Source organism: Tenacibaculum sediminilitoris (assembly GCF_964513795.1).
Classification (GTDB): Bacteria; Bacteroidota; Bacteroidia; order Flavobacteriales; family Flavobacteriaceae; genus Polaribacter; species Polaribacter sediminilitoris.
On the sequence record NZ_CAZEQR010000033.1, the window covers coordinates 132,979 to 155,785 of the forward strand.

The following is a 22,807-nucleotide window of genomic DNA, read 5'->3' on the forward strand; positions in this document are numbered from 1 at the left end:
TTTTTAACTACCTATCACTCAGGCATTATAAATCATTTTATAAGTAAATGTAATAATTATATTACAACTGCCCTACAATCTTTACTGCTTCTACTGCTTCCTTTACATCATGAACCCTTAAAATATGTGTTCCATTCAATAAAGCAATAGAGTTAGCAACGGTAGTGGCATTTAATGCTTCTTGAGGTGTAGTTTCTAAAAGCTTATACAACATTGATTTTCGCGAAACACCTGTTAAAATAGGAACTTCTAAACTTTTGAAAAGAGATAAGTGTTTTAGCAACTCATAATTCTGATTCATCGTTTTACCAAAACCAAAACCAACATCAATGAGTACATCATTTACTTTCAATCGTCGAAGCTTAAATAGCTGCTCTGCAAAAAAAGAAATCACTTCGGTTACTACATTCTCATAACTTGGGGCTTGTTGCATATTTTGTGGGGTTCCTTGCATATGCATCATAATATAAGGCACTTGAAGTTTTGCCACTGTTTTAAACATATGCTCATCCATCTTTCCTCCAGAAATATCATTAATAATTGCAGCACCTGCATTTATCGACTCTTTCACTACTCTACTTCTAAAAGAATCTACAGATAATAGTATATCTGGAAACTTCTTTAACAACAGCTCGATTACAGGTAATATTCTCTTTAATTCTTCTTCTTCAGAGATATGTTTTGCTCCAGGACGTGAAGAATACGCTCCCACATCAACAAAACAAGCTCCTTCATTCAACATTTTTTCTGCTTGATTAAGAATCTCCTTTTCGTTTTTATACTTTCCCCCATCAAAAAAAGAATCTGGAGTAACGTTTAAAATCCCCATTACCCTTGGAGAAGTTAGATCTATCAAGGTTCCTTTACAATTAATTGTCATTGTAGTAAATTTCCGAGTAAAAATAAATGAAAAGCTTGTAATATTTACTATTTTTGGACGAATACTTTTAAATAAGCAAAATGCAGAACACCTCTAAACAATACGATGCTGTAATTGAAGAATGTAGAAGTTTATTTGTAAAAAAAATGAGCGATTATGGTAGTGCTTGGAGAGTTTTAAGACTTCCTTCTTTAACCGATCAAATATTTATTAAAGCACAACGTATACGCCAACTGCAAGAAAACACTGAGCGAAAAGTTGATGAAGGAGAAAAAACAGAATTTATTGGTATTATTAATTATTCTATAATGGCATTAATTCAAATAGATTTAGGAGTTGTTGAACAACCAGACCTAACTACTGAAAAAGCCATTAATTTATACGACAAACATATAAAAATCACCAAAGAGTTAATGGAAAATAAGAACCATGACTATGGTGAAGCATGGAGAGATATGCGAGTTTCATCGTTAACCGATTTAATTTTACAAAAACTACTTCGTGTAAAACAAATTGAAAATAACAAAGGCAAGACTATCGTTTCGGAAGGAATTGACGCAAATTATCAAGATATGATTAATTATGCTATTTTTGCCATGATTCACCTTTCTGAATCAGATAATTAACTTAAAACACCCCTATATGATTTTAAAAATGTTAACTCATATTTCAAGAGTACTTGTAGGACTTCTTTTTATTTACTCTGGATTTGTAAAATTAGTAGACCCTATTGGCTCTCAGTACAAGTTTCAAGAGTATTTTAGTGAAGGGGTATTAAACCTAGAGTTTTTAATACCGTTTGCACTACCTTTTTCAATTCTTTTAATTGTTGCTGAATTGGTTTTAGGTATTATGCTTTTAACTGGCTACAAACCAAAATTTACTGTTTGGAGTTTGTTTAGCCTTAACCTAATATTCTTATTCTTAACATGGTACTCATACACTTATAATAAGGTTACAGACTGTGGTTGTTTTGGCGATGCTTTGAAACTTACACCAAAAGAAACATTCTATAAAAATGTTTTTTTTATGATATTTATTGTAATTCTAATTTTAGGAATCAAGTACATAAAACCATTAATATCTAACAAAATAGCATCAATAACCACCTTTATTTCTTTATTTTTATCACTTGTTGTCGTGTACTACGTGTTACAACATCTACCTATTATAGATTTTAGAGCCTATGCTGTAGGAACTGATATTGCAGAAGGTATGAGATACCAAGAAGGAAGCGATGATGTACCTCCAATTCATGATTTTATGATTGAAACAGATGAAGAAGGTGATAAACTTGAAGAAATGCTAGCAAAAGAAAAAGCGATGCTAGTTATTATATATAATTTTAACAAAATGGATAAAGAGGGCGTTTCTGAAGTTGCCAAAGTTGCCAAGAAAGCTAAAGAGCAAGGCTATGAAATTTATGTATTAACTGCCTCTTATATTGAGGATTTAGCAGCTACTCAAAAAGAATTACAACTTCCTTATACCTTTGGCTTCTGTGACGAAACAGCTTTAAAAACTGTAATTAGAGCCAATCCTGGTATTGTTACTGTAAAAAAAGGAATTATTACAGGTAAATGGAACTGGACAGATGCCAATGATGTAGAATTATAATATAAATTCTATTTATATATTATAAAACCTCACAAAATTTGTGAGGTTTTCTTATTTTTGACATTATAGACAACTACTCAATATAAAAGTAACTTTTTATCTAAGAGAGTAAAATCAACTATTAATTTAGATTTTTTTTTGAAACAATTAATATTAGTTTTTATAGGTGGAGGTATAGGAAGTGTATTACGCTATCTTATTGGAAAAGCACTAAATAGTTCGCAAACAGAAATTCCTTACGGAACTTTTACCGCTAATATTTTAGGTAGCTTACTTATTGGAATTGTTTTAGGACTTGCCACTAAAAATCAAGCCTTAACACAAAATCACACTTTATTATTAGCTACTGGTTTTTGTGGCGGGTTTACCACTTTTTCAACCTTTGCTTATGAAAATCATATTTTTTTAAAGTCTGGAGATTTTATCTCTTTTACTCTATATACCATGGCAAGTTTTATCTTAGGGTTTTTAGCAGTTTTCGCAGGAATCTATTTAGTAAATTACCTTTGGGCAGATCAACAAACTGTTTAATTTAAAATTATTTTGATTTCAAATCGAACTTATTAAAGTTTAAAGCTCGATTATCAAATAAAACTTATACAATAAAATGAACGAACTTATACAATACACCTCAGCAGGCAACTATGTAATAATTACTATTACAAATGGAAAAGCCAATGCTATTTCTCATGAAGTAATAGACAGCTTAAATACCTCTTTTGACAATGCTGAAAAAGAAGGAAAACCAGTGATATTAACTGGGCAACCAGGGATATTTTCTGCAGGTTATGATTTAAAAAGCATGACACAATCTCCTGAATCAGCATTAGAACTGGTAACTAAAGGATCACAATTATCACACAGAATGCTTTCTTTTCCTTACCCAATAATTGCTGCTTGTTCTGGACACGCAATCGCTAAAGGAGCTTTTTTATTACTATCTGTTGATTATAGAATAGGTATTGAAGGAGATTTTAAAATCGGACTAAATGAAGTTTTGATTGGTATGACAATGCATAATGCAGGAATTGAAATAGCAAAAGCTCGTTTAACCCCTGTTTACTTTGAAAGAAGTGTTAGTTGCTCAGAGATATACAGTCCAAAGGATGCTACTACTGCTGGTTTTTTAGACAAAATTGTTCCTGAAGAACATTTATTACCCACAGCCATAAAGGTTGCAGAAATGTTTTCAAAACTCAACAAAAAAGCACATAAAGAAACTAAACTAAAAGTAAGAAAAATATATTTAGCTTCATTGCTAAAAGCTATTGAAAAAGACAGCAGAGAAGGATTAACTCCTCCGTCAAAATAAAAAAAATCCTGCTATGCAGGATTTTTTTATTCTGGTTTATTATAAGCCATTACTCCCGCTTTTATTTCTACATCTATATAATTATCTCTTGGGGTAATAGGACAAGAATAACGATTACTATATGCACAATAAGGATTATACGACTCGTTAAAGTCAATAACAACAGTTCCGTCATCCTCTATATCTGTTGTATAAACATCTATAAAGCGACCACCTTTATAAGATGTCTTTCCATTTGTGTTATCTAAAAAAGGTAAAAATAAATGGTTTACATATTCTGGTTTGGGGTTTACATTTTGATAAATAGAAAGCTCAAACTCTTTATTAGCAATTTTAAACGATAAAACTCCATACTTTCTATATACAGCCACTCTACTTGTTGTTGTAGGAAAATTAAAAATGAGGGCATCTGGTGTTTTCTCTAACCTTGCCTTTACCTTATACTTATTGTCTATTGGAAAAAAATCCAATCCTTTAAATTTTTTTAATCCTTTTTTAGTTAAAGGAGATTTAGAAGCATCTTTAAACTTAGCATTCAAATCTTTTTGAAAGTCAGACGCTCCTAAAAGAGGCTTTTTATCTTGACTTTTGCAAGAAAATGCAATTACAATAAAAATAAATAATACTATTTTCTTCATGTGTATTCTTTCTTTTTTTATCCATCAAAAATACTATATTCTCACCAAAGCACCACCATTCCTTAAAAAATCATTAAATAAACCAACGAAAAGTGTTAATATTCTACTAATAATTTGAAATAATAAAATAAAATTGCTATATTTATGTTTATAGATAATACTTATAACTGATAAAATATAAAGGCAAAAAAGGATTTTTTTACCCCATAAGAAAAACTTATCAACTAATAAATCAAATTGATAGGCTTGTTTGCTTATAAAAAGAAAGTTTCCTATATATTTGTCGCCCCAGTAATTTTAGGGACTATATCTTTCATCAGACTAAACCTAAAAGAAAATTTTAAATTAAATTGGTAAATTTTATGAATTCAGAATTAATCAATAAAGCAGAAGAATTTGAAAACAGAAAATTCAAATTTATTACTACAAGTGATAGAATATTAGCTGCTAGAGAAGCAAAAGCTTTAATTCTAGAGATTAATGAGGTATATAAACAAACAAAAGACAGTACGTTAATGGACTTGATGAAACGTTTAACTGCTGTGAAACAACGTATTGAAAAACGTTTAAAAGGAAAACCTTTAACAGCTTAAACAATAAACAACATTTAAGCTCGTTTATGCTATATAAGAATAGTAGTCTCATCAACTACCGCTCTCATTATAATATTTATTCTTGATAAAGTTCTAAGTAATTTTACTTAGAGCTTTTTTTAAAATATATTTACAGCATCGGGATGTAGCTTAGTCCGGTTAAAGTGCTGGTCTGGGGGACCAGAGATCGGTGGTTCGAATCCACTCATCCCGACTTTTTTCTCTCTCAAAAAATAAAATAAACTCAAAATCAACCACTTAAAACCCCTCTAAAACTACTACGAAAAATAACCTTCAAAAAAAAGAAAAAAAAGTTTTTCAATTTCAAAAAACATTATATATTTGCCACGCTTTTAAAGCAAATGCCGATGTAGCTCAGCTGGCTAGAGCAGCTGATTTGTAATCAGCAGGTCGTGGGTTCGAGTCCCTCCATCGGCTCTAAACTAAAAGCGCTAACAAAAAGTTAGCGCTTTTTTTATGCGCTTATTTTACTAAATTTGTCATAACTCTATTTTACAAAAAACTTAATGAAAAATATATTTGTTATTGGTATTGCTGGGGGTACAGGAAGTGGAAAAACTACGGTTGTAAACCAAATAATTAATGAACTTCCTGCTGATGAAGTATGTGTTATCTCACAAGATTCTTATTACAAAGAAACCGATAATTTAACCTACGAAGAACGTACCAAAATTAACTTTGATCACCCAAGAGCAATTGATTTCGATTTAATGGTTGAACATCTTACCAACCTTAAAAATGGAGACATTATTGAACAACCAATATATTCGTTTGTAACACACAATAGAACTAAAGACACTATCAAAACACACCCTCGAAAAGTTATTATTATTGAAGGAATTTTAATCTTTAACAACAAAGAACTTCGTAACTTGTGTGACATAAAAGTTTTTGTACATGCAGATGCTGACGAACGCTTAATAAGACGCGTTAGAAGAGATATTAAAGAAAGAGGGAGAGATATTGATGAAGTTTTAAACCGATATCAAAACACCTTAAAACCTATGCATCAGGAATTTATTGAACCAACAAAAAACTATGCTGACATTATCATCCCTAATGACAGGTACAATACCGTTGCTATCGACATTGTAAGAACCGTAATTAACGATCGTTTATAACATGAATTTAAAGTCAATAAAAAATAAACCATCCTTTAAAATTGCCACCAACATTTACGTGCTTATACTTACCGTATTTATAATATGGATGCTTTTTTTTGATGAAAATTCTTATCTTACACATAGAGAGTTTAACAAAGAAATTGACGAGTTAAATAGCTGGATTGATTATCATGAAAAAAAAATAAGAAAAGACAAAGAAACCATACAGCTACTACAAGACTCTCTAAAACTAGAACGTTATGCTAGAGAAAAATACTTAATGAAAAAAGATAATGAAGATATTTATATTATTGAATTTGATACCATAAAAAAGTAATGAGCAACTATTTATTTGACGAATTTAAAGGTGTTACTCCTGCAGAATGGAAACAAAAAATACAAGTAGATCTAAAAGGTGCCGATTATAATGACACTCTTTTATGGAAAACTGAAGAAGGTATTACTGTAAAACCTTTTTACACTAAAGAAGACAGAACCAACACCAAAGTTAACACTCCAACCAAAGGCTTTGCTATTTGCCAATATATCAATATTGAAGATGAAGAAAAAGCAAATTTATTTGCTATCAATTCAATTCAAAGAGGAGCAAATGCTATTGAGTTTAATGCTCAAAAAGAATTTGATTACAAACTTTTGTTAAAAGAAATTGACACTAAAGAAACTACGCTTTATTTTACGTTCAATTTTTTATCATCAGCATTTGTCAAAGAATTAGCTAAATTTATAAATTCTCGTAATTGTTATTTCAATATAGATATTATAGGGCACTTGGCAAGTTCTGGAAATTGGTATTCAAACCTTAAAAGTGACCACACACTATTAGAGAAAATAATAAAAACAACCGAAAATACTATTTGTATTAATGCTTCCATTTATCAAAATGCAGGAGCCACAATGGTTCAACAACTCGCATACACCCTTGCTCATGCGAACGAATACCTCAATTACTTTGGAAGTTCTGTTGCCAATAATATTCATTTTAATTTTTCAGTAGGAAGTAATTACTTTTTTGAAATTGCCAAACTGAGAGCTTTTAGAATTTTATGGGATTCTCTTTTAAAAGAGTATAACACTAAATCAACTACACATATTTTTGCGCAACCAAGTTCACGTAACAAAACGATATATGATTACAATGTAAATATGCTTCGTACAACCTCAGAATGTATGAGCGCTGTTTTAGGAGGAGCAAACACTGTAGCTAATAGTTCTTATGATAAAATTTTTCATCAACCAAACGAGTTTGGAGAACGTATTTCAAGAAATCAACTATTAATTTTACAACAAGAAAGCGAACTAGCAGAAGCACAGAATATTGCTGACGGAGCGTATTATATAGAAACAATTACCCAACAACTTGCTCAAAAAGCACTAGAAGTTTTTAAGTTAATAGAAAAAGGAGGTGGTTTCTTAAAACAGTTAAAAGAGGGAGTTATTCAACGAAAAATAAAAGAGTCTGCTGACAAAGAACAACAACTATTTGATTTAGGAGAATTAGTATTACTTGGAACAAACAAAATTCAAAACGAAAACGACAAGATGAAAAACGATTTAGAAGTTTTTCCTTTCTTAAAAATTCGTAATGAAAAAACCCTTATTCAACCTATTATTCAAAAACGATTAGCTGAAAATCTAGAACAAGAACGTTTGCAAAATGAGTAGAAAAGATATATCAAATATACAAATAGACAAAAGCCAAGAACAGCAAAGCAAAAACTTTAAACATGAAGATTTTATTGCTGGTATTGCTCCTAACTTACGCGGACCATATTCTACTATGTATGTTCGCAGACCTTGGACCATTCGTCAATATGCAGGTTTTTCTACTGCTGAAGAAAGTAATGCTTTTTACAGAAGAAATCTAGCTGCGGGTCAAAAAGGACTATCCGTAGCTTTTGATTTAGCTACCCACCGAGGATACGATTCAGACCATGAACGTGTACAAGGAGATGTTGGGAAAGCTGGGGTTGCCATTGACTCGGTTGAAGACATGAAAATTTTGTTCGACCAGATTCCACTAGATAAAATGTCCGTTTCTATGACTATGAATGGAGCCGTTTTACCTATTTTGGCCTTTTATATTGTAGCAGCCGAAGAACAAGGAGTAGCTCCTGAACTATTATCTGGAACTATTCAAAACGATATTTTAAAAGAGTTCATGGTGCGTAACACCTATATTTACCCACCTACACCATCAATGAAAATTATTGCTGATATTTTTAGATATACTTCTGAAAACATGCCCAAATTTAATTCAATTTCTATTTCAGGATACCACATGCAAGAAGCTGGTGCTACTGCTGAAATTGAATTAGCATATACGTTAGCTGACGGACTAGAATACATAAAAAAAGGATTAGAGGCTGGAATGGATATCGATACTTTCGCTCCTCGCCTGTCTTTTTTCTGGGCAATTGGAATGAATCATTTTATGGAAATTGCCAAAATGCGTGCAGGAAGAATGCTATGGGCAAAAATGGTAAAACAATTCAATCCAAAAAACTCAAAATCACTAGCCTTAAGAACACACTGCCAAACCAGTGGATGGAGTTTAACAGAACAAGATCCTTTTAACAATGTAGCTCGTACAGCAATCGAAGCAATGGCAGCTGCTTTTGGAGGAACCCAAAGCTTACACACCAATGCTTTAGACGAAGCAATTGCTCTACCTACCGATTTTTCAGCTCGTATTGCTCGTAACACACAAATATACCTACAAAAAGAAACAAATATCACTAAAACTGTTGATCCATGGGCAGGTAGCTATCACCTAGAACAATTAACCGAAGATATTGCCAATAGAGCATGGGAATTAATTCAAGAAGTTGAAGAATTAGGAGGAATGACTAAAGCTATTGAAAAAGGGATTCCGAAAATGCGTATAGAAGAAGCTGCTGCCAAAAAACAAGCAAAAATTGACAGTGGTCAAGATGTAATTGTAGGTGTTAACAAATATCAGCTAGAACAAGAAGACCCTTTACATATTTTAGAGGTAGATAACGAAGCTGTTCGTCAATCTCAAATCAATCGATTGAATGATTTAAAATCAAAAAGAAATCAAGCTGAAGTAGACAAAACTTTACGTGATTTAACTGAATCTGCTAAAACGGGTGAAGGAAATTTATTAGATTTAGCTGTAAAAGCTGCAAGAAACAGAGCTACTTTAGGTGAAATTTCGGACGCCCTTGAAACTATTTTTGGACGTCATAAAGCGGTACATAAAACCATTTCAGGAGTGTATAGTAAAGAAATAAAAGACGACGAATTATTTAAAAAAGCAACCGAGTTAGCCGATCAATTTGCAAAATTAGAAGGACGTCGACCACGTATTATGATAGCAAAATTAGGACAAGATGGTCACGATCGCGGTGCTAAAGTAGTTGCTACTGGTTATGCCGATTTAGGTTTTGATGTAGATATAGGCCCTTTATTTCAGACACCTAAAGAAGCTACCAAACAAGCTATAGAAAACGACGTACATATTTTAGGAATTTCCTCATTAGCTGCGGGACACAAAACCTTGGTTCCTCAAGTTATCGCGGAACTTAAAAAATATGATCGTGAAGACATTATGGTGATTGTAGGAGGAGTAATTCCTGCCCAAGATTATCAGTTTTTATTTGACGCTGGTGCTGTAGGTGTTTTTGGTCCAGGAACTAAAATTGCACAAGCTGCTATTGATATGTTAACTATTTTAATTGATAGTACCGAAGAATAACAGTTATGAAAATAAAATTCATTGATAGAAAAACAGGTAAAATAATTACCGAAACCCCTCCCGGAGAAGGGTATTTAAAATTGCTATATAATAATCCGTTTGGTGAAATGGCTTTATTACCGTTAGTTAAGCGTAAGTTTTTATCATCATGGTATGGTAAACTTATGAACAAGCCTAACTCTATTAACAAAATAAATAGTTTTGTTAGGGAGCTTCAAATTGACATGAATGAGGCAGAAAGACCTTCTGAGGACTATATTTCTTTCAATGATTTTTTCTATCGAAAATTAAAATTAGGTGCTCGCCCTATTGAAGAAGGCTTCGTTTCTCCTGGTGACGGAAAAATGTTAGCATTTAAAAAAATTTCAGATATTCATAACTTCTTTATTAAAGGAAGAAAATTCACCTTAGAGGAATTTTTAGGCAATAAAGAACTAGCTACAAAACATAAAAACGATTCTTTAATTATACTTCGGTTAGCCCCTAACGATTATCATAGATATCATTTTCCATACGACGGAACTCCTTCCGAAGTAACCAGAATTAAAGGAAGTTATTTTTCAGTATCTCCATATGCCTTGGCTTCAAATTTCACCAAAGTCTTTTGTGAAAACAAACGCGAGTATTGTGAATTAACGACTCTAGACAAAGGAGATGTTTTAATCGCTCCTGTAGGAGCTACTATGGTAGGTAGCATTATAGAAACCTACACTCCCAACACTCCTGTTAAAAAAGGTGATGAAATGGGGTATTTTGCTTTTGGTGGATCTACTATCGTTATATTAGTTGACAGTTCCAAAGTTACTCTTGATAAAGATATTTTAGACAATACACAAAACAAGATGGAAACTTTTGTTAAAATGGGAGAAAAAATTGGCAAATAACACTTTTATTTTTAATAATTAACTTCTTAAAAATGATTGAATTCATAGGGTGGTTAAAGCTTTAATCCGTAAATTTGCGTCGTTTTACACTTAGCAGATTTACTGATGAAAAAAATCTTAGATGTTCTCTACTCTACCCGTTTAATGGCTGTGTTATTTTTTGTTTTTGCCATTGCTATGGGTATTGCCACTTTTATTGAAAACGATTACGGAACACAAACTTCAAAAGCATTGGTGTACAACACTTGGTGGTTTGAATTAATTATGGTGTTTTTTGTTATCAATTTTTTTGGAAATATTTTTAAATACAAACTATACAAAAAGGAAAAATGGTCGGTGCTTTTATTTCATATCGCTTTTCTTTTAATTTTAATTGGGGCTGGTATTACTCGATATATTAGTTATGAAGGGTTGATGGTAATTGATGAGGGTGAAACTACGAATACTTTTTTCTCGGATACCAATTACCTTAATGTTGTTATTGATAATAATGAATTTCAGAAAGAAACAAACAACAAGCTATTACTATCTGCTTGGGGAACAAATTCAGCAAACTTTACCGAATATTTTCAACCAAAAAAAGACGGTGAAAATCATAAAATTGATTTTAATCTAGTAAACTATATTCCCTGGGTTGAGCAAAAATTCATTGAAGATAAAAACGGTACTGAACATATTTTATTTGTAGAAAGTTCAAGCGGCAGTAGGCACGAACATTATATTAAAAGCGGAACAGTACAAAATATTCATAATATATTAGTTGGTTACAACTCAGAAGAAAGTGGAGCTAATATTAATATATTTAAAAGAAACGACTCTCTAAAAATCATTACAAAATCTGAAGGAAATTTTCAGATAATGGCTACTCAAGAAAAAGGTTTTGTAAAAAAAGATACTATTCAAAATTTTAAACTACGATCACTTTATAATGTATCTGGTTTACCATTTGTAGTTCCACAGTATCCAATAAAAGGAGAAGTAAAAACCGTTAGTGGAGAAAAAGATCCTAAAAAGTTTGATATGGTTGTTTTTGATGTTACTTCTCAAGGAAAAACTGAACGCATAGAATTAACTGGAGGACAATTTAACGTTGACGGAACAAAACAATTTAGTATCGGTGACTTGAATTTTAGAGCTTGGTATGGTGCAAAACTTCGCAAAACACCTTTTAGTATAAAACTAAACGACTTTCAATTAGAAAAATATCCCGGTTCGGAAAGTGCTGCTGCATATGCAAGTGAAATTACAGTTGTAGCTCCTGAAGAAACTTTTGACTATAGAATTTTCATGAATCATATTTTAGATTATCAAGGATATAAATTTTTTCAATCAAGTTATAAGATTGAAGGTGAACACGAACAAACACATCTATCAGTAAACCACGATTTTTGGGGAACGCTAGTTACTTACCTTGGATATTCTCTATTATTTATTGGCTTAATTAGTTCTTTATTTGCAAAAAACACTCGCTTTGGTAATTTAAAACAATCGCTAGTAAAAATCCGTAATAAAAAAGCTAAACTATTTGTTATTACTTTACTGTTTTCTTTAGTTAGTTTTGGTCAACATCAAACACATGAGCCAAAACAAATTACAGAAGCTCAAATAGATTCTATTTTAACAGCTAATAAAGTAGATGATAAACACGCTTCTTTATTTAGTTCTTTAGTTATTCAAGATGCTGGCGGACGTATGAAACCCGCCCACACCTTTGCTTCTGAATTGGTTAGAAAAGTAGCCCATGTAGATAAATTCAAAGATTTAGACCCAAGCCAAATTTTACTTTCTATTACTGAAAATCCAATGCTTTGGCTAAATGTTCCTTTTGTATATTTAGAAGATGGAAATACCCAAGTTAGAGAAATTTTGGGAGTACCAGAAGATGCTGAATATGCTCGCTTTATTGATTTCTACAACAAAGATGGCTCTTCTAAAATTAGCAAGTTGGTAGTTGAAGCTGAAAAGAAAAAAATTCAAAATAAGTTTGAAAAAGATATTATAAAAATTGAACGTAGAGTTTGGTTATTATCTCAAGCTTTAGGAGGCGGTATGTTACGTATCTATCCTATTCCAAATGACGAAAACAATAAATGGGTATCTCAACCTGAAACACTACAAGCTAATTTTAAAGGGACTGACTCTGTATTTGTGCGTCAATCATTACCCGTATATTTACAGCTATTACAGGCTTCAAAGAAATCAGAAAACTATACAGAAACTAACAAAGTTCTAGACGGAATTAAGAAGTTTCAACGAAAGTTTGGCTCAGAAGTTATTCCTGCAAAAGACAAAATTGATTTAGAAATTGCTTACAATAAACTAAACATCTTTGTTAAACTTTCTAAATCTTACGGGTATGTAAGTTTGATTTTAATTGTATTTGTTTTCTTACAAATTTTCAACAATAAACCATGGGTTAATACTATTGTAAAAGGGTTAATTGGTATTGTAATTTTCTTATTTGTCTTTCACGTCCTTGGACTAACTGCTCGTTGGTATATTAGTGGAAATGCTCCTTGGAGTAATGCTTATGAATCTATCATATTTGTTGGTTTAGCGACAATGCTCTTTGGTTTATTACTTGGTAAAAAATCATCACTAACTATTGCTGCGACTACATTCTTAGTTTCCATTATTTTAATGTTTGCCCATCAAAACTGGTTAGATCCTGAAATTGCTAACCTTCAACCTGTATTAAACTCTTGGTGGTTATATGTTCACGTTTCTGTAATTGTAGCAAGTTATGGTCCTTTTGCCATGGGAATGATTTTAGGAATCTTCTCTTTATTCTTAATCATTTTCACTAATGATAAGAACAAAAAGAAAATGGACTTACATATTAAAGAGCTTACCATTATTAATGAAATGGCATTAACAGTTGGGTTAGTAATGCTTACCGTTGGTAACTTTTTAGGTGGAATGTGGGCTAATGAAAGTTGGGGGCGTTATTGGGGTTGGGATCCTAAAGAAACTTGGGCTTTAATTTCAATTATGGTATATGCCTTTGTATTACACATGCGTTTAATTCCTGGTTTAAGGAGTCGATACACTTTTAATTTATGGTCAATTATAGCTTTTACTTCTATTATGATGACTTATTTTGGAGTAAACTTCTATTTATCAGGGTTACACTCTTATGCTAGTGGTGATAAAGTAATCACCCCTGCTTCAGTATATTACTCTATAGCTTTTGTTAGTATCTTAGGAGTTCTAGCTTGGGTCAAAAACAAAAAGTATTACAAAAAATAAGTTATTACTTTTTCTGTTAAAAAATGTATTTTTGCAAACTGATAAAAAGAAAAGATAATTATGTTCAATAAAAATATAAAATTAGTTTTAGCTACTTTAATAACTGCATGGTCTGTGTATGAATTTATACAAGGGCATATCATGAATGGTATATCTATACTCTTACTTGCTGGGCTGTTTATTTTATTTTATTTTAAAAACGAGTTTATTCTTTTAGCTTTTTTACAACTTCGTAAACAAAACTTTGCAGGAGCTCAAAAATGGTTAGGCTATATTAAAAATCCTTCTACTGCATTAACTAAAAAACAAGAAGGTTATTATAATTACTTGCATGGAATTATGCTGTCTCAAACTAACATAACTCAAGCTGAAAAGTATTTAAAAAAAGCAGTTAAATTAGGGTTAGCTATGGATCATGATTTAGCTATGGCTAAATTACAATTAGCAGGTATTGCCATGACAAAACGCAGAAAGAGAGAAGCTACCCATTTAATGGCGGAGGCTAAAAAACTAGACAAACATGGAATGCTAAAAGAACAAATGCAAATGATGAAACAGCAAATGAAGAAGATTTAACACTTCTTAAAGTATTTCATTATATATTTTTGTAATTTTGCTTGCTAACAAAAAACATCAATGATTAGAAGTCTATTTTTAAAAGCTTTTGACAAGTACGCTTCGCGATGGGTTGTTCTAATTATAGATATTATTTTAATTTCTATATCTTTCATTTTAGCCTATACAGTACGTTTCAATGCCAGTTTAAACTTTGATGTTAGTAATCTTTACGTACAACTTCCTTTTATTATTGCCATTGCTCTTGTTAGTTTTTTAATTGTTGGTTCGTACAAAGGTATAGTGAGGCATACAGGTACTAGAGATGCTTTTAATGTTTTTATTGGGGTTACCTTACTTTCTATTATTACAACTTCAATTGTTTTACTAAATAATCTACTTGATTTCTTTCCTAGTTTTACAATACCGAAATCTATCATAATTATCCACTATCTGATTTCTGTACTCATTTTAATAATTAGTCGATTTATTTTTAAAGCTTTTTATGAAATAATTTCTACAGAACTTAAATCGATTACTAATGTATTAATATATGGAGCTGGTGATTCTGGCTTAATAACGTATGGTGCTTTAAATAGAGATACTAAAAACAAATATCAAGTAATTGGTTTTATAGATGATGATTCTAAAAAAATTGGGAAGAAGTTAGATCGAATAAAAATTTATGACGGAAAAAAAGTCAACAAAGCCTTTATTAAAGAAAAGCAGATTATTGAAGTTATTATTTCTATTCAAAATATTAAGTCTGAAAAACTTTTATACCTTACAGACAACCTATTGAGTTTAGGAGTTCAAGTAAAAATTGTTCCTCCTCTCTCGAAATGGATAGGTGGTGATTTAGAAGCTAATCAAATTAAACAGGTAAAAATTGAAGACTTATTAGATAGAAAACCTATCTCTATTGATAATCCTATTGTAAAGAGAGATGTTAATGATAAAGTAGTTTTAGTAACTGGAGCTGCTGGATCTATTGGTTCTGAAATCTCACGTCAACTAAGTATTTACAATCACAAGCACTTAGTATTAATTGACCAAGCAGAGTCTCCTCTATACGACCTTCAACAAGAACTAATTCAAAAAGGTCGTAAAAATTTTACGGCTGTCGTTGCGGATGTTCGGGATGAAAAAAGAATAAATCAAATATTTGAAGAGTTCAAACCTCAAAAAGTATTTCATGCTGCAGCTTACAAACATGTACCTTTAATGGAAATGAGTCCTTACGAAGCTGTAAAAATAAATATTGGAGGAACTAAAAATATTGCTGATTTATCAATAAAGCATAATGTTGAACGCTTTGTTATGGTATCAACCGATAAAGCTGTAAACCCAACTAACGTGATGGGTGCGACAAAGCGTGTTGCTGAAATGTACATAAGTTGCTTGAGCAGCTCTAATAACCATACAACAAAATTTACTACTACACGTTTTGGTAACGTATTGGGTTCTAATGGTTCTGTTATACCACTTTTTAGGCGTCAAATTGAAAATGGAGGACCTTTAACTGTTACTCATAAAGATATTACTCGCTACTTCATGACTATCCCAGAGGCTTGTAGGTTAGTTCTAGAAGCTGGTACAATGGGTAATGGCGGTGAAATTTATATTTTTGACATGGGTAAATCTGTAAAGATATACGATATTGCTAAAAGAATGATTCATTTATCTGGATTACAATTTCCCGATGATATAGATATAAAAATCACAGGTTTACGTCCTGGTGAAAAATTATACGAAGAACTCTTGGCTGATGGAGAAAATACTACTCCTACTTACCATGAAAAAATTATGATTGCTAGGAATCAATTAATAGATTATTTATCTATCAGAGCTAAAATAAAAGAGCTTTGTTTATCCAATAAGAATCACGACAACAACAAAACAGTCGAATTAATAAAGGAAATTGTTCCAGAATATAAATCAAACAATTCTATATACGAAAGGCTAGATACTGCTGCTAAAAATTAAATTAGTATTTTCGCCAAAAAATTCAATCAATGCAAAGAATTTCAAAAATTGTTTTAGTTATAATGACACTATGTATAGCTTCTTGTGCTTCTAGAAAAGACATTGCTTATTTTCAAAAAGATCAAGTTGACCAATCACTAACGAATACAACATACAAAACGATATTTAAACCCGATGATTTACTACAAATAACCATATCTGCACTAGATATGGAAGCTGTAAAACCATTTAACCTACCCGTAGTTGCTTTTTCGACTACTACAGACAGAGCTGTTGGATCGCCTCAACAACAATCTTACTTAATTGATAATGATGGTTTTATTGACTTTCCTGCTCTTGGTAAGATAAAATTAGCAGGCTTATCAAGACCAGAAGCTATCAGTTTACTTAAAAATAAATTATCTCCTGATTATGTTAAAGACCCAACTGTAAACATCAGGATTACTAACTTCTCAATTACGGTATTAGGCGATGTAAAGATGCCAGGAAAGTTTACCATCCCTAACGAACGAATTTCTGTTTTAGAAGCTGTTGGTTTAGCTGGTGATTTAAACATGTCAGGTATAAGGACTATTGAAGTTAAAAGAGAAGAAAACAACCAAATAAAAAGTTACAGGTTAGACTTACGGTCTAATAAAGTTTTTAACTCCCCTGCTTATTATTTACAGCAAAACGATGTAGTGTATGTTGAGCCTAATAAGGCTACATCACAAGATGCTGCTTATAACAAAAACACAGGGCTTTTTATCTCTTTAGGTTCTATAATTATTTCTCTAATAACTTTAATTACAAGATAGTACTGCTATGAGTAATGACCAATATACTCCACAATTACAAGAAAACGACACAATTAATATCAGAGCTGAATTAGAAAAGTATTTAATTCACTGGAAGTGGTTCGCTTTAGGTGTTTTAATAGCTATTATTGGAGCATTTATATACCTAAGATATAGTGCGCCAAAATACAGCGCTTCAACAACTATATTAATTAAGAATGATAAACAAGGTGGTATTTCAGACGAATTAGCCGCCTTTGAAGACTTAGGTATTGTTGGTGGTTCTAGTAAGAATATTGATAATGAAATTGAAATTTTAAAATCCAGAAAACTTATTAACGATGTTATTCATAAGCTTAAATTAAACATCCAATATTTAGCTGAAGGTAGAATTAAACAATCTGAAGTTTATAAAACAAGTCCAATAATTTTTTCACAACTAGATTCCGTTCCTGATTTTTTTAACAAAATTGATACAATATTCAATATAGAGATTTTATCTAACGAAAAATTTCTTTTAAAAAATACTGAAGGCAATATTGTTTCTGAGAACCTATTTGGCGAATCAATAAAGAGTATTAAGTTAGGTAATTTTAAAATTGACAAAACTCTTGAATTTAATGACAGTAAGATTAATAACACTATAAAGGTAGCAATGAAGCCTATTCATAGGGTTATTGATGAATATCAAAGCAGTATTAATATATCTCCTATAAGTAAAAAATCAAGTGTTTTAAAATTATCTCTTCAATCTACGGTAAAAGAAAAAGCTGAGGATATTTTAGATGAATTGGTTAAACAATATAATTTAGATGCTATAAATGATAAAAAGGAAGTTTCTCAAAGAACCAATGATTTTATCGCTGATCGCCTAACCAGTATAGCTAAGGAACTTGGTAAACTTGATGATAGTGTTGAGACATTTAAAGATAAAAACAACATCACTGATATTGAATCTGAAGCTCAATTAACTCTTCAAACCAATACCGAAAACCGAAAAAGGTTAATAGAAGCTTCAACCGAATTAAGTTTAGCTAAATCTCTAAACAGTGAGTTAAACAACAATGATTATTTACCTGCCAATTTAGGTCTATCAGACACGAATATTGGAAATTCTATCAATGAATACAATCAATTATTAGCTCAATTAAAGCGTTTAGAGAAAAGTGCAGGAGCTAAAAACACTATATTATTAGATGTTCAAGAGAACTTAACTAGCTTAAAAGCTTCACTAAGAAGGAGTCTTCAAAATACTGTGAGATCTTTACAAATAAGGGTAAACAATTTACAACGTGAAGCTAATAGGTTTAGCACTAAAATATCTTTAATCCCTAATAAAGAAAGAGAGTTTCTAGATATCGCACGCCAGCAAGAGATTATTGCTGGACTATATTCTTATTTACTGAAGAAAAAAGAAGAAACTGCAATATCTCTTACTGCTACTGCGGTTCCTAATGCTAAAATTATAGATAAAGCATACAGCTCTGATATTCCTGTCAGTCCCAAGAGAAAAATTATCCATTTAGCAGCACTATTAGTTGGATTAATTATTCCTTTTATTATTATTTATTTAAGAGACCTATTAGATACTAAAGTTCACACAAGAAAAGATATTTCTGATTTAACTTCAATTCCTTTCTTAGGTGACATTCCTCATTCTGAAACAAAAGAAAAAATAGTTATTAATTCTAGTGCTCGATCAAGTGCTGCCGAAGCTTTCAGATTAATTAGAACTAATCTTGATTTTATGCTTCCTAATGAAGGTAATGGAGCAAAAACTATTTTTATTACCTCAACTACAAGTGGAGAAGGAAAATCATTTACCTCTATAAATTTAGCTGCTTCTTTATCATTATCGGGTAAAAAAGTAATTTTAGTAGGAATGGACTTAAGAGCACCTAAAATAACTGAGTACCTAGAAATTCCTGATAGAAAAGGTGTCACTAACTTTATAACAAATCATAGTATCGCGTTAGATTCCTTAAAATTTTCAATAGACGATGTACCTAATTTAGATATTATTTCTTCTGGAGCTATTCCTCCAAACCCTGCTGAACTATTAATGAGTAATAGAATAAATGAGGTTTTCACAGAGTTAAAAGAAAAATACGATTACATTATTATTGACACTGCTCCTGTAAGTTTGGTAACAGACACCTTACTTATTGCAAAATATGCTGATCTTGTATTGTATGTTAGTAGAGCTAATTATTTAGATAAACGAATGTTAGTTATTCCAGAAACTCTATATAGAGACAAAAAACTTCCAAATCTAGCTATTATATTAAATGACACTGACTTAAAGCGTGGTTATGGTTATGGATATGGCTACGGATATGGTTATGGATATGGAATGGATCATGATAGTGTTAAGCCATGGTATAAAAGAATATTTAATTAATTTTCAAATAAAAAAGGAAGCTGTACAGCTTCCTTTTTTATTTGAAAATTATATTATTCTCTAATAATTTTTCAATTTGTTTTTTTGTTTTTACAGTTCCTATTTTCTGTAATAACTTTAAGTGATTATGGTGATGTGTATCCGTGCCTACAAACTCATACATTCCTTCACTTAATAACTTTTGTGCTGTTTTTTGAACTCCTTTACCATACTGCTCTGTTAAAGATAGAAGATTTAATTGAAAAACACATCCTGCTTTTTTTAACTTGTAAAAATTATGGAAGTCGTTGTGGTAAAAACTGTATCTCTCTGGATGAGCTAAAACGGGCTTGTATCCTTTTAACTGTATTTCAAATAATATATCATACAAATTGTACGGAGCGTTAAAATACGACATTTCAACAAGTATGTAGTTGTCTTTTAAAACCAAAATGTCATCTGCTTTCAATCTTTCTATAAAACGTTCATCCATCATATATTCAGCAGCTGCTCTTATAGAAATATTTTTAAACCCTTCATTATTTAGGGCTTCTTTAACCTCTGCAAGTTTATTCTTTATTGTTACAGAAGAATTAGGGTATACATCTCCTAAAACATGGGGAGTTGTAACAAAATTCTTAATTCCATAAGAGTACATTGTTTTAATTAATGAAACTGAATCTTTAATGTCTTTAGCTCCATCATCAATTCCTGGTAGTAAATGAGAATGTATATCTACAAATCCTTGTGGGAAGATTTCTTCTAAAGGAATTTCTTTTTTCTTAAAAAAAAACATATTAAGGTAAAATATTTATTTTGAATACAAATTTAAACTAATAAGTTTTACTTTGCTATAACAAATTTCATTCCTTTTTGTTTTTCTAAACAGAATTATAAATTGTTATTTCGTTTTGATAATATATATTTGATCTTATAAAATGGTATATAATGATATTAATTGCCGATGGAGGCTCAACAAAAGTCGATTGGGTAGCTCTTGATGATACTAAAAAAGAAGTTTTAAGAACTACAACACTTGGTCTAAATCCATCTGTGTTAATAAAACAAGAAATCTTGAGTATAATTAATAACACTCCAGATCTATTAAGTCTACAAAATAAAGCACTACAAATTCATTTCTATGGTGCTGGCTGTGGAAGTTCTATAGCTGCTAATAGTTTACACAATATATTGAAATCGGTATTTAAAACAGCTGAAATTTTTGTTTATGAAGACACATTAGCTGCAGTATATGCCAGTACTCATAGTAAACCTGGAATTGTATGTATTTTAGGAACAGGATCTAATAGCTGTTATTTTGATGGTAAAAATATAATTACTAACGCCCCTTCTCTTGGGTATACACTGATGGATGAAGCTAGTGGTAATTATTTTGGCAAACAGTTGTTACGTGATTTTTACTATAGAAAAATGCCTAGAAAAATTTCTTTAAAATTTGAAAATTCTTTTAATTTAGATATTGATATTGTTAAAACCAATTTGTACAAAAACTCTAACCCAAATGTGTACTTAGCTTCTTTTGCTAAATTTATGTTTGAACATAAAAATGAAAAATATATTAGAACACTAATAAAAAAAGGATTTCAAGATTTTTTTATATATAGAATCCTTCCTTTTGAAAAAAACACAAAAACTCCAATTTATTTTATTGGTTCTATAGCATATTTCTTTAAAGATATCCTTGAACAAGTTGCCTTAGAAAATAAACTAACCATCACTGATGTAATTCAACGACCTATTGATAATTTAATAGATTTTCATCGAGAAAATTCATTTTAACAAAGCTCTACAACCCTTTCTAAGGCCATTCCTCTTGAACCTTTGATTAAAATTGTACTATTTATAATTTGATTATTTTTTAAATGTTTTTCTAAGTCTTCAAAGGTCTTATATTTAATTGCATTGATTGCTTCTGTTTTAAAAAAGTTGTCTCCAACCAAAAAAATGGTATTAAACTCACTTTTTTCAAGTATATCAACTATATTTTGATGCTCTTCTGAACTATATTTTCCTAATTCAAACATATCTCCTAAAATAATTGCTTTATGGTTTGCTTCTAACTTGTTAAAAGTTTCAATAGCTGCTTTCATACTTGTAGGGTTGGCATTATAAGCATCTAAAACAATCTTATTTGTAACAGTATTAATTACTTGAGATCTATTATTTGATGGAAAGTAATCTTCAATAGCCTTTTTAATATCTTCTTTTGAAACGTCAAAGTAATTTCCTATTGTAATTGCTGCTGAAATATTAGAATAATTATAATCTCCTATTAAATTACTTAAGATCTTTTCATTCTTATAAGAGAGCTTTACAAACGGACTTGCTTCAACAAATTTTATACTTTTTTCAAAAGTTATTCTTGTTATATCTTTTGTTCTTGCTATTTGCTTTTCATCATTAGGGTTTACAAATACTTTTTTATGATGCTTTTTAAGAAAATCATACAGTTCAGATTTAGCTTTCACTACTCCTTCTAATGACCCAAACCCTTCTAAATGAGCACTTCCAAAATTTGTAATATATCCATAATCAGGATTTACTATTTTAGATAAGAGTGCAATTTCTTTCGCATGGTTTGCCCCCATTTCAACAACACCAACCTCTGTGTTTTTATCCATTGACAACAAAGTTAATGGTACACCTATATGGTTATTTAAATTTCCTGAAGTTGCTTTTGTGTTATATCTTGTTGAAAGAACAGCATTTATTAGTTCTTTTGTAGTAGTTTTTCCATTACTACCTGTTAAAGCTATGATAGGTACTTTTAACTGATTTCTATGATAATTAGCGAGTTTTTGAAATGTTTTTAAAACATCTTTTACTAAAATTATTTTTTTTGAAGTTTTATATACAGCTTCATCAACTATTGCATAACTAGCTCCTTTAGCTATTGCTTCTTCCGCAAACTTATTTCCGTTAAAGTTTTGTCCTTTTAAAGCAAAAAAAAGTGTGTTATTTCTAATATTTCTAGTATCTGTATCAACTAAACCATGAGTAAGATACAGTTGGTATAAATCTTCTATCTTCATTATGTAAAAATAAATAACCTC

20 protein-coding genes and 2 tRNA genes are annotated in these 22,807 nt (G+C 30.8%); 18 read left to right on the plus strand and 4 right to left on the minus strand.

The features are described from left to right. Positions 1-61: 61 nt before the first annotated feature. On the minus strand, positions 62-880 hold the full coding sequence (gene folP, locus ACKTSW_RS09175; RefSeq protein ID WP_408024969.1) for a dihydropteroate synthase: 819 nt from the start codon (positions 878-880) through the stop codon (positions 62-64). A gap of 80 nt (positions 881-960) precedes the next feature. On the opposite strand from folP, the gene ACKTSW_RS09180 reads away from it, so the two are divergent. The 4 genes from ACKTSW_RS09180 to ACKTSW_RS09195 all read left to right on the plus strand — a co-directional run bounded on the left by ACKTSW_RS09180 (position 961) and on the right by ACKTSW_RS09195 (position 3,809). Next, complete coding sequence (locus tag ACKTSW_RS09180; RefSeq protein WP_408024970.1) at positions 961-1,506, plus strand: DUF1599 domain-containing protein; 546 nt, start codon at positions 961-963, stop codon at positions 1,504-1,506. A gap of 16 nt (positions 1,507-1,522) precedes the next feature. Then, complete coding sequence (locus ACKTSW_RS09185) at positions 1,523-2,497, plus strand: DoxX family protein (RefSeq protein ID WP_408024971.1); 975 nt, start codon at positions 1,523-1,525, stop codon at positions 2,495-2,497. Positions 2,498-2,635: 138 nt separating this feature from the next. Beyond that, positions 2,636-3,028, plus strand: coding sequence for a fluoride efflux transporter CrcB (gene crcB, locus ACKTSW_RS09190; protein WP_408024972.1), 393 nt, complete (start codon positions 2,636-2,638; stop codon positions 3,026-3,028). Positions 3,029-3,104: 76 nt separating this feature from the next. Beyond that, a complete protein-coding gene (locus ACKTSW_RS09195; protein WP_408024973.1) occupies positions 3,105-3,809 on the plus strand; it encodes a crotonase/enoyl-CoA hydratase family protein in 705 nt (234 codons plus the stop codon). Positions 3,810-3,835: 26 nt separating this feature from the next. On the opposite strand, the gene ACKTSW_RS09200 is transcribed toward ACKTSW_RS09195, so the two are convergent. Beyond that, on the minus strand, positions 3,836-4,447 hold the full coding sequence (locus ACKTSW_RS09200; protein WP_408024974.1) for a DUF1684 domain-containing protein: 612 nt from the start codon (positions 4,445-4,447) through the stop codon (positions 3,836-3,838). Between the two features lie 362 nt (positions 4,448-4,809). Here ACKTSW_RS09200 and ACKTSW_RS09205 point away from each other — a divergent pair, with 362 nt between their 5' ends. From ACKTSW_RS09205 to ACKTSW_RS09265, 13 genes are all read left to right on the plus strand, one after another. Continuing rightward, positions 4,810-5,040, plus strand: a complete 231-nt coding sequence (locus tag ACKTSW_RS09205) for a hypothetical protein (RefSeq protein WP_408024975.1) — start codon at positions 4,810-4,812, stop codon at positions 5,038-5,040. 139 nt (positions 5,041-5,179) lie between these two features. Further along, positions 5,180-5,254, plus strand: a tRNA-Pro gene (locus tag ACKTSW_RS09210). A 150-nt stretch (positions 5,255-5,404) separates the two neighbouring features. Next, a tRNA-Thr gene (locus ACKTSW_RS09215) sits at positions 5,405-5,478 on the plus strand. 98 nt (positions 5,479-5,576) lie between these two features. Beyond that, positions 5,577-6,182 (plus strand): uridine kinase, encoded by a 606-nt coding sequence (gene udk / locus ACKTSW_RS09220; RefSeq protein WP_408025026.1) that lies wholly within the window; start codon positions 5,577-5,579, stop codon positions 6,180-6,182. A gap of 1 nt (position 6,183) precedes the next feature. Then, entirely contained in the window at positions 6,184-6,501 is a 318-nt protein-coding gene (locus tag ACKTSW_RS09225; RefSeq protein WP_408024976.1) for an FtsB family cell division protein, read from the plus strand. Next, positions 6,501-7,847: a methylmalonyl-CoA mutase subunit beta gene (locus tag ACKTSW_RS09230; protein ID WP_408024977.1), complete on the plus strand. Its 1,347-nt coding sequence runs from the start codon at positions 6,501-6,503 to the stop codon at positions 7,845-7,847. Before ACKTSW_RS09225 ends, ACKTSW_RS09230 begins: the two co-directional genes overlap by 1 nt. After that, positions 7,840-9,903, plus strand: coding sequence for a methylmalonyl-CoA mutase (gene scpA / locus ACKTSW_RS09235; protein ID WP_408024978.1), 2,064 nt, complete (start codon positions 7,840-7,842; stop codon positions 9,901-9,903). Before ACKTSW_RS09230 ends, scpA begins: the two co-directional genes overlap by 8 nt. A 5-nt stretch (positions 9,904-9,908) precedes the next feature. Next, positions 9,909-10,787 (plus strand): archaetidylserine decarboxylase, encoded by an 879-nt coding sequence (asd, locus tag ACKTSW_RS09240; RefSeq protein ID WP_408024979.1) that lies wholly within the window; start codon positions 9,909-9,911, stop codon positions 10,785-10,787. A gap of 105 nt (positions 10,788-10,892) precedes the next feature. Further along, positions 10,893-14,036: a cytochrome c biogenesis protein CcsA gene (gene ccsA / locus ACKTSW_RS09245; protein ID WP_408024980.1), complete on the plus strand. Its 3,144-nt coding sequence runs from the start codon at positions 10,893-10,895 to the stop codon at positions 14,034-14,036. A 60-nt stretch (positions 14,037-14,096) separates the two neighbouring features. Then, positions 14,097-14,612, plus strand: a complete 516-nt coding sequence (locus ACKTSW_RS09250) for a DUF2892 domain-containing protein (protein WP_408024981.1) — start codon at positions 14,097-14,099, stop codon at positions 14,610-14,612. 60 nt (positions 14,613-14,672) lie between these two features. Then, positions 14,673-16,577 carry a polysaccharide biosynthesis protein gene (locus tag ACKTSW_RS09255; protein ID WP_408024982.1) on the plus strand — a complete coding sequence of 635 codons (1,905 nt, stop codon included), beginning with the start codon at positions 14,673-14,675 and terminating at the stop codon, positions 16,575-16,577. A 29-nt stretch (positions 16,578-16,606) separates the two neighbouring features. Next, entirely contained in the window at positions 16,607-17,374 is a 768-nt protein-coding gene (locus tag ACKTSW_RS09260; protein ID WP_408024983.1) for a polysaccharide biosynthesis/export family protein, read from the plus strand. 7 nt (positions 17,375-17,381) lie between these two features. Next, a complete protein-coding gene (locus ACKTSW_RS09265) occupies positions 17,382-19,754 on the plus strand; it encodes a GumC family protein (RefSeq protein ID WP_408024984.1) in 2,373 nt (790 codons plus the stop codon). 37 nt (positions 19,755-19,791) lie between these two features. Here ACKTSW_RS09265 and ACKTSW_RS09270 read toward each other — a convergent pair whose 3' ends face one another. Further along, positions 19,792-20,529, minus strand: coding sequence for a tyrosine-protein phosphatase (locus ACKTSW_RS09270; protein WP_408024985.1), 738 nt, complete (start codon positions 20,527-20,529; stop codon positions 19,792-19,794). Positions 20,530-20,681: 152 nt separating this feature from the next. On the opposite strand from ACKTSW_RS09270, the gene ACKTSW_RS09275 reads away from it, so the two are divergent. After that, positions 20,682-21,533, plus strand: a complete 852-nt coding sequence (locus tag ACKTSW_RS09275) for an N-acetylglucosamine kinase (protein ID WP_408024986.1) — start codon at positions 20,682-20,684, stop codon at positions 21,531-21,533. Here the strand turns inward: ACKTSW_RS09275 and ACKTSW_RS09280 are convergent. Continuing rightward, positions 21,530-22,786 carry a UDP-N-acetylmuramoyl-tripeptide--D-alanyl-D-alanine ligase gene (locus ACKTSW_RS09280; protein WP_408024987.1) on the minus strand — a complete coding sequence of 419 codons (1,257 nt, stop codon included), beginning with the start codon at positions 22,784-22,786 and terminating at the stop codon, positions 21,530-21,532. The two genes, ACKTSW_RS09275 and ACKTSW_RS09280, sit on opposite strands and share 4 nt — an antisense overlap. Between the last annotated feature and the right edge of the window lie 21 nt (positions 22,787-22,807).

What these genes read in the sequence shown, in the direction of transcription:
- ACKTSW_RS09265 (WP_408024984.1), top strand. Translation starts at nt 17,382, where the DNA reads ATGAGTAATGACCAATATACTCCACAATTACAAGAAAACGACACAATT.
- asd (WP_408024979.1), top strand. Translation starts at nt 9,909, where the DNA reads ATGAAAATAAAATTCATTGATAGAAAAACAGGTAAAATAATTACCGAA.
- ACKTSW_RS09185 (WP_408024971.1), top strand. Translation starts at nt 1,523, where the DNA reads ATGATTTTAAAAATGTTAACTCATATTTCAAGAGTACTTGTAGGACTT.
- ACKTSW_RS09255 (WP_408024982.1), top strand. Translation starts at nt 14,673, where the DNA reads ATGATTAGAAGTCTATTTTTAAAAGCTTTTGACAAGTACGCTTCGCGA.
- ACKTSW_RS09260 (WP_408024983.1), top strand. Translation starts at nt 16,607, where the DNA reads ATGCAAAGAATTTCAAAAATTGTTTTAGTTATAATGACACTATGTATA.
- ACKTSW_RS09280 (WP_408024987.1), bottom strand. Translation starts at nt 22,786, where the DNA reads ATGAAGATAGAAGATTTATACCAACTGTATCTTACTCATGGTTTAGTT.
- ACKTSW_RS09270 (WP_408024985.1), bottom strand. Translation starts at nt 20,529, where the DNA reads ATGTTTTTTTTTAAGAAAAAAGAAATTCCTTTAGAAGAAATCTTCCCA.
- ACKTSW_RS09225 (WP_408024976.1), top strand. Translation starts at nt 6,184, where the DNA reads ATGAATTTAAAGTCAATAAAAAATAAACCATCCTTTAAAATTGCCACC.
- ACKTSW_RS09200 (WP_408024974.1), bottom strand. Translation starts at nt 4,447, where the DNA reads ATGAAGAAAATAGTATTATTTATTTTTATTGTAATTGCATTTTCTTGC.
- ACKTSW_RS09275 (WP_408024986.1), top strand. Translation starts at nt 20,682, where the DNA reads ATGATATTAATTGCCGATGGAGGCTCAACAAAAGTCGATTGGGTAGCT.
- ACKTSW_RS09230 (WP_408024977.1), top strand. Translation starts at nt 6,501, where the DNA reads ATGAGCAACTATTTATTTGACGAATTTAAAGGTGTTACTCCTGCAGAA.
- ACKTSW_RS09195 (WP_408024973.1), top strand. Translation starts at nt 3,105, where the DNA reads ATGAACGAACTTATACAATACACCTCAGCAGGCAACTATGTAATAATT.
- ACKTSW_RS09250 (WP_408024981.1), top strand. Translation starts at nt 14,097, where the DNA reads ATGTTCAATAAAAATATAAAATTAGTTTTAGCTACTTTAATAACTGCA.
- ACKTSW_RS09180 (WP_408024970.1), top strand. Translation starts at nt 961, where the DNA reads ATGCAGAACACCTCTAAACAATACGATGCTGTAATTGAAGAATGTAGA.
- scpA (WP_408024978.1), top strand. Translation starts at nt 7,840, where the DNA reads ATGAGTAGAAAAGATATATCAAATATACAAATAGACAAAAGCCAAGAA.
- folP (WP_408024969.1), bottom strand. Translation starts at nt 880, where the DNA reads ATGACAATTAATTGTAAAGGAACCTTGATAGATCTAACTTCTCCAAGG.
- ACKTSW_RS09205 (WP_408024975.1), top strand. Translation starts at nt 4,810, where the DNA reads ATGAATTCAGAATTAATCAATAAAGCAGAAGAATTTGAAAACAGAAAA.
- ccsA (WP_408024980.1), top strand. Translation starts at nt 10,893, where the DNA reads ATGAAAAAAATCTTAGATGTTCTCTACTCTACCCGTTTAATGGCTGTG.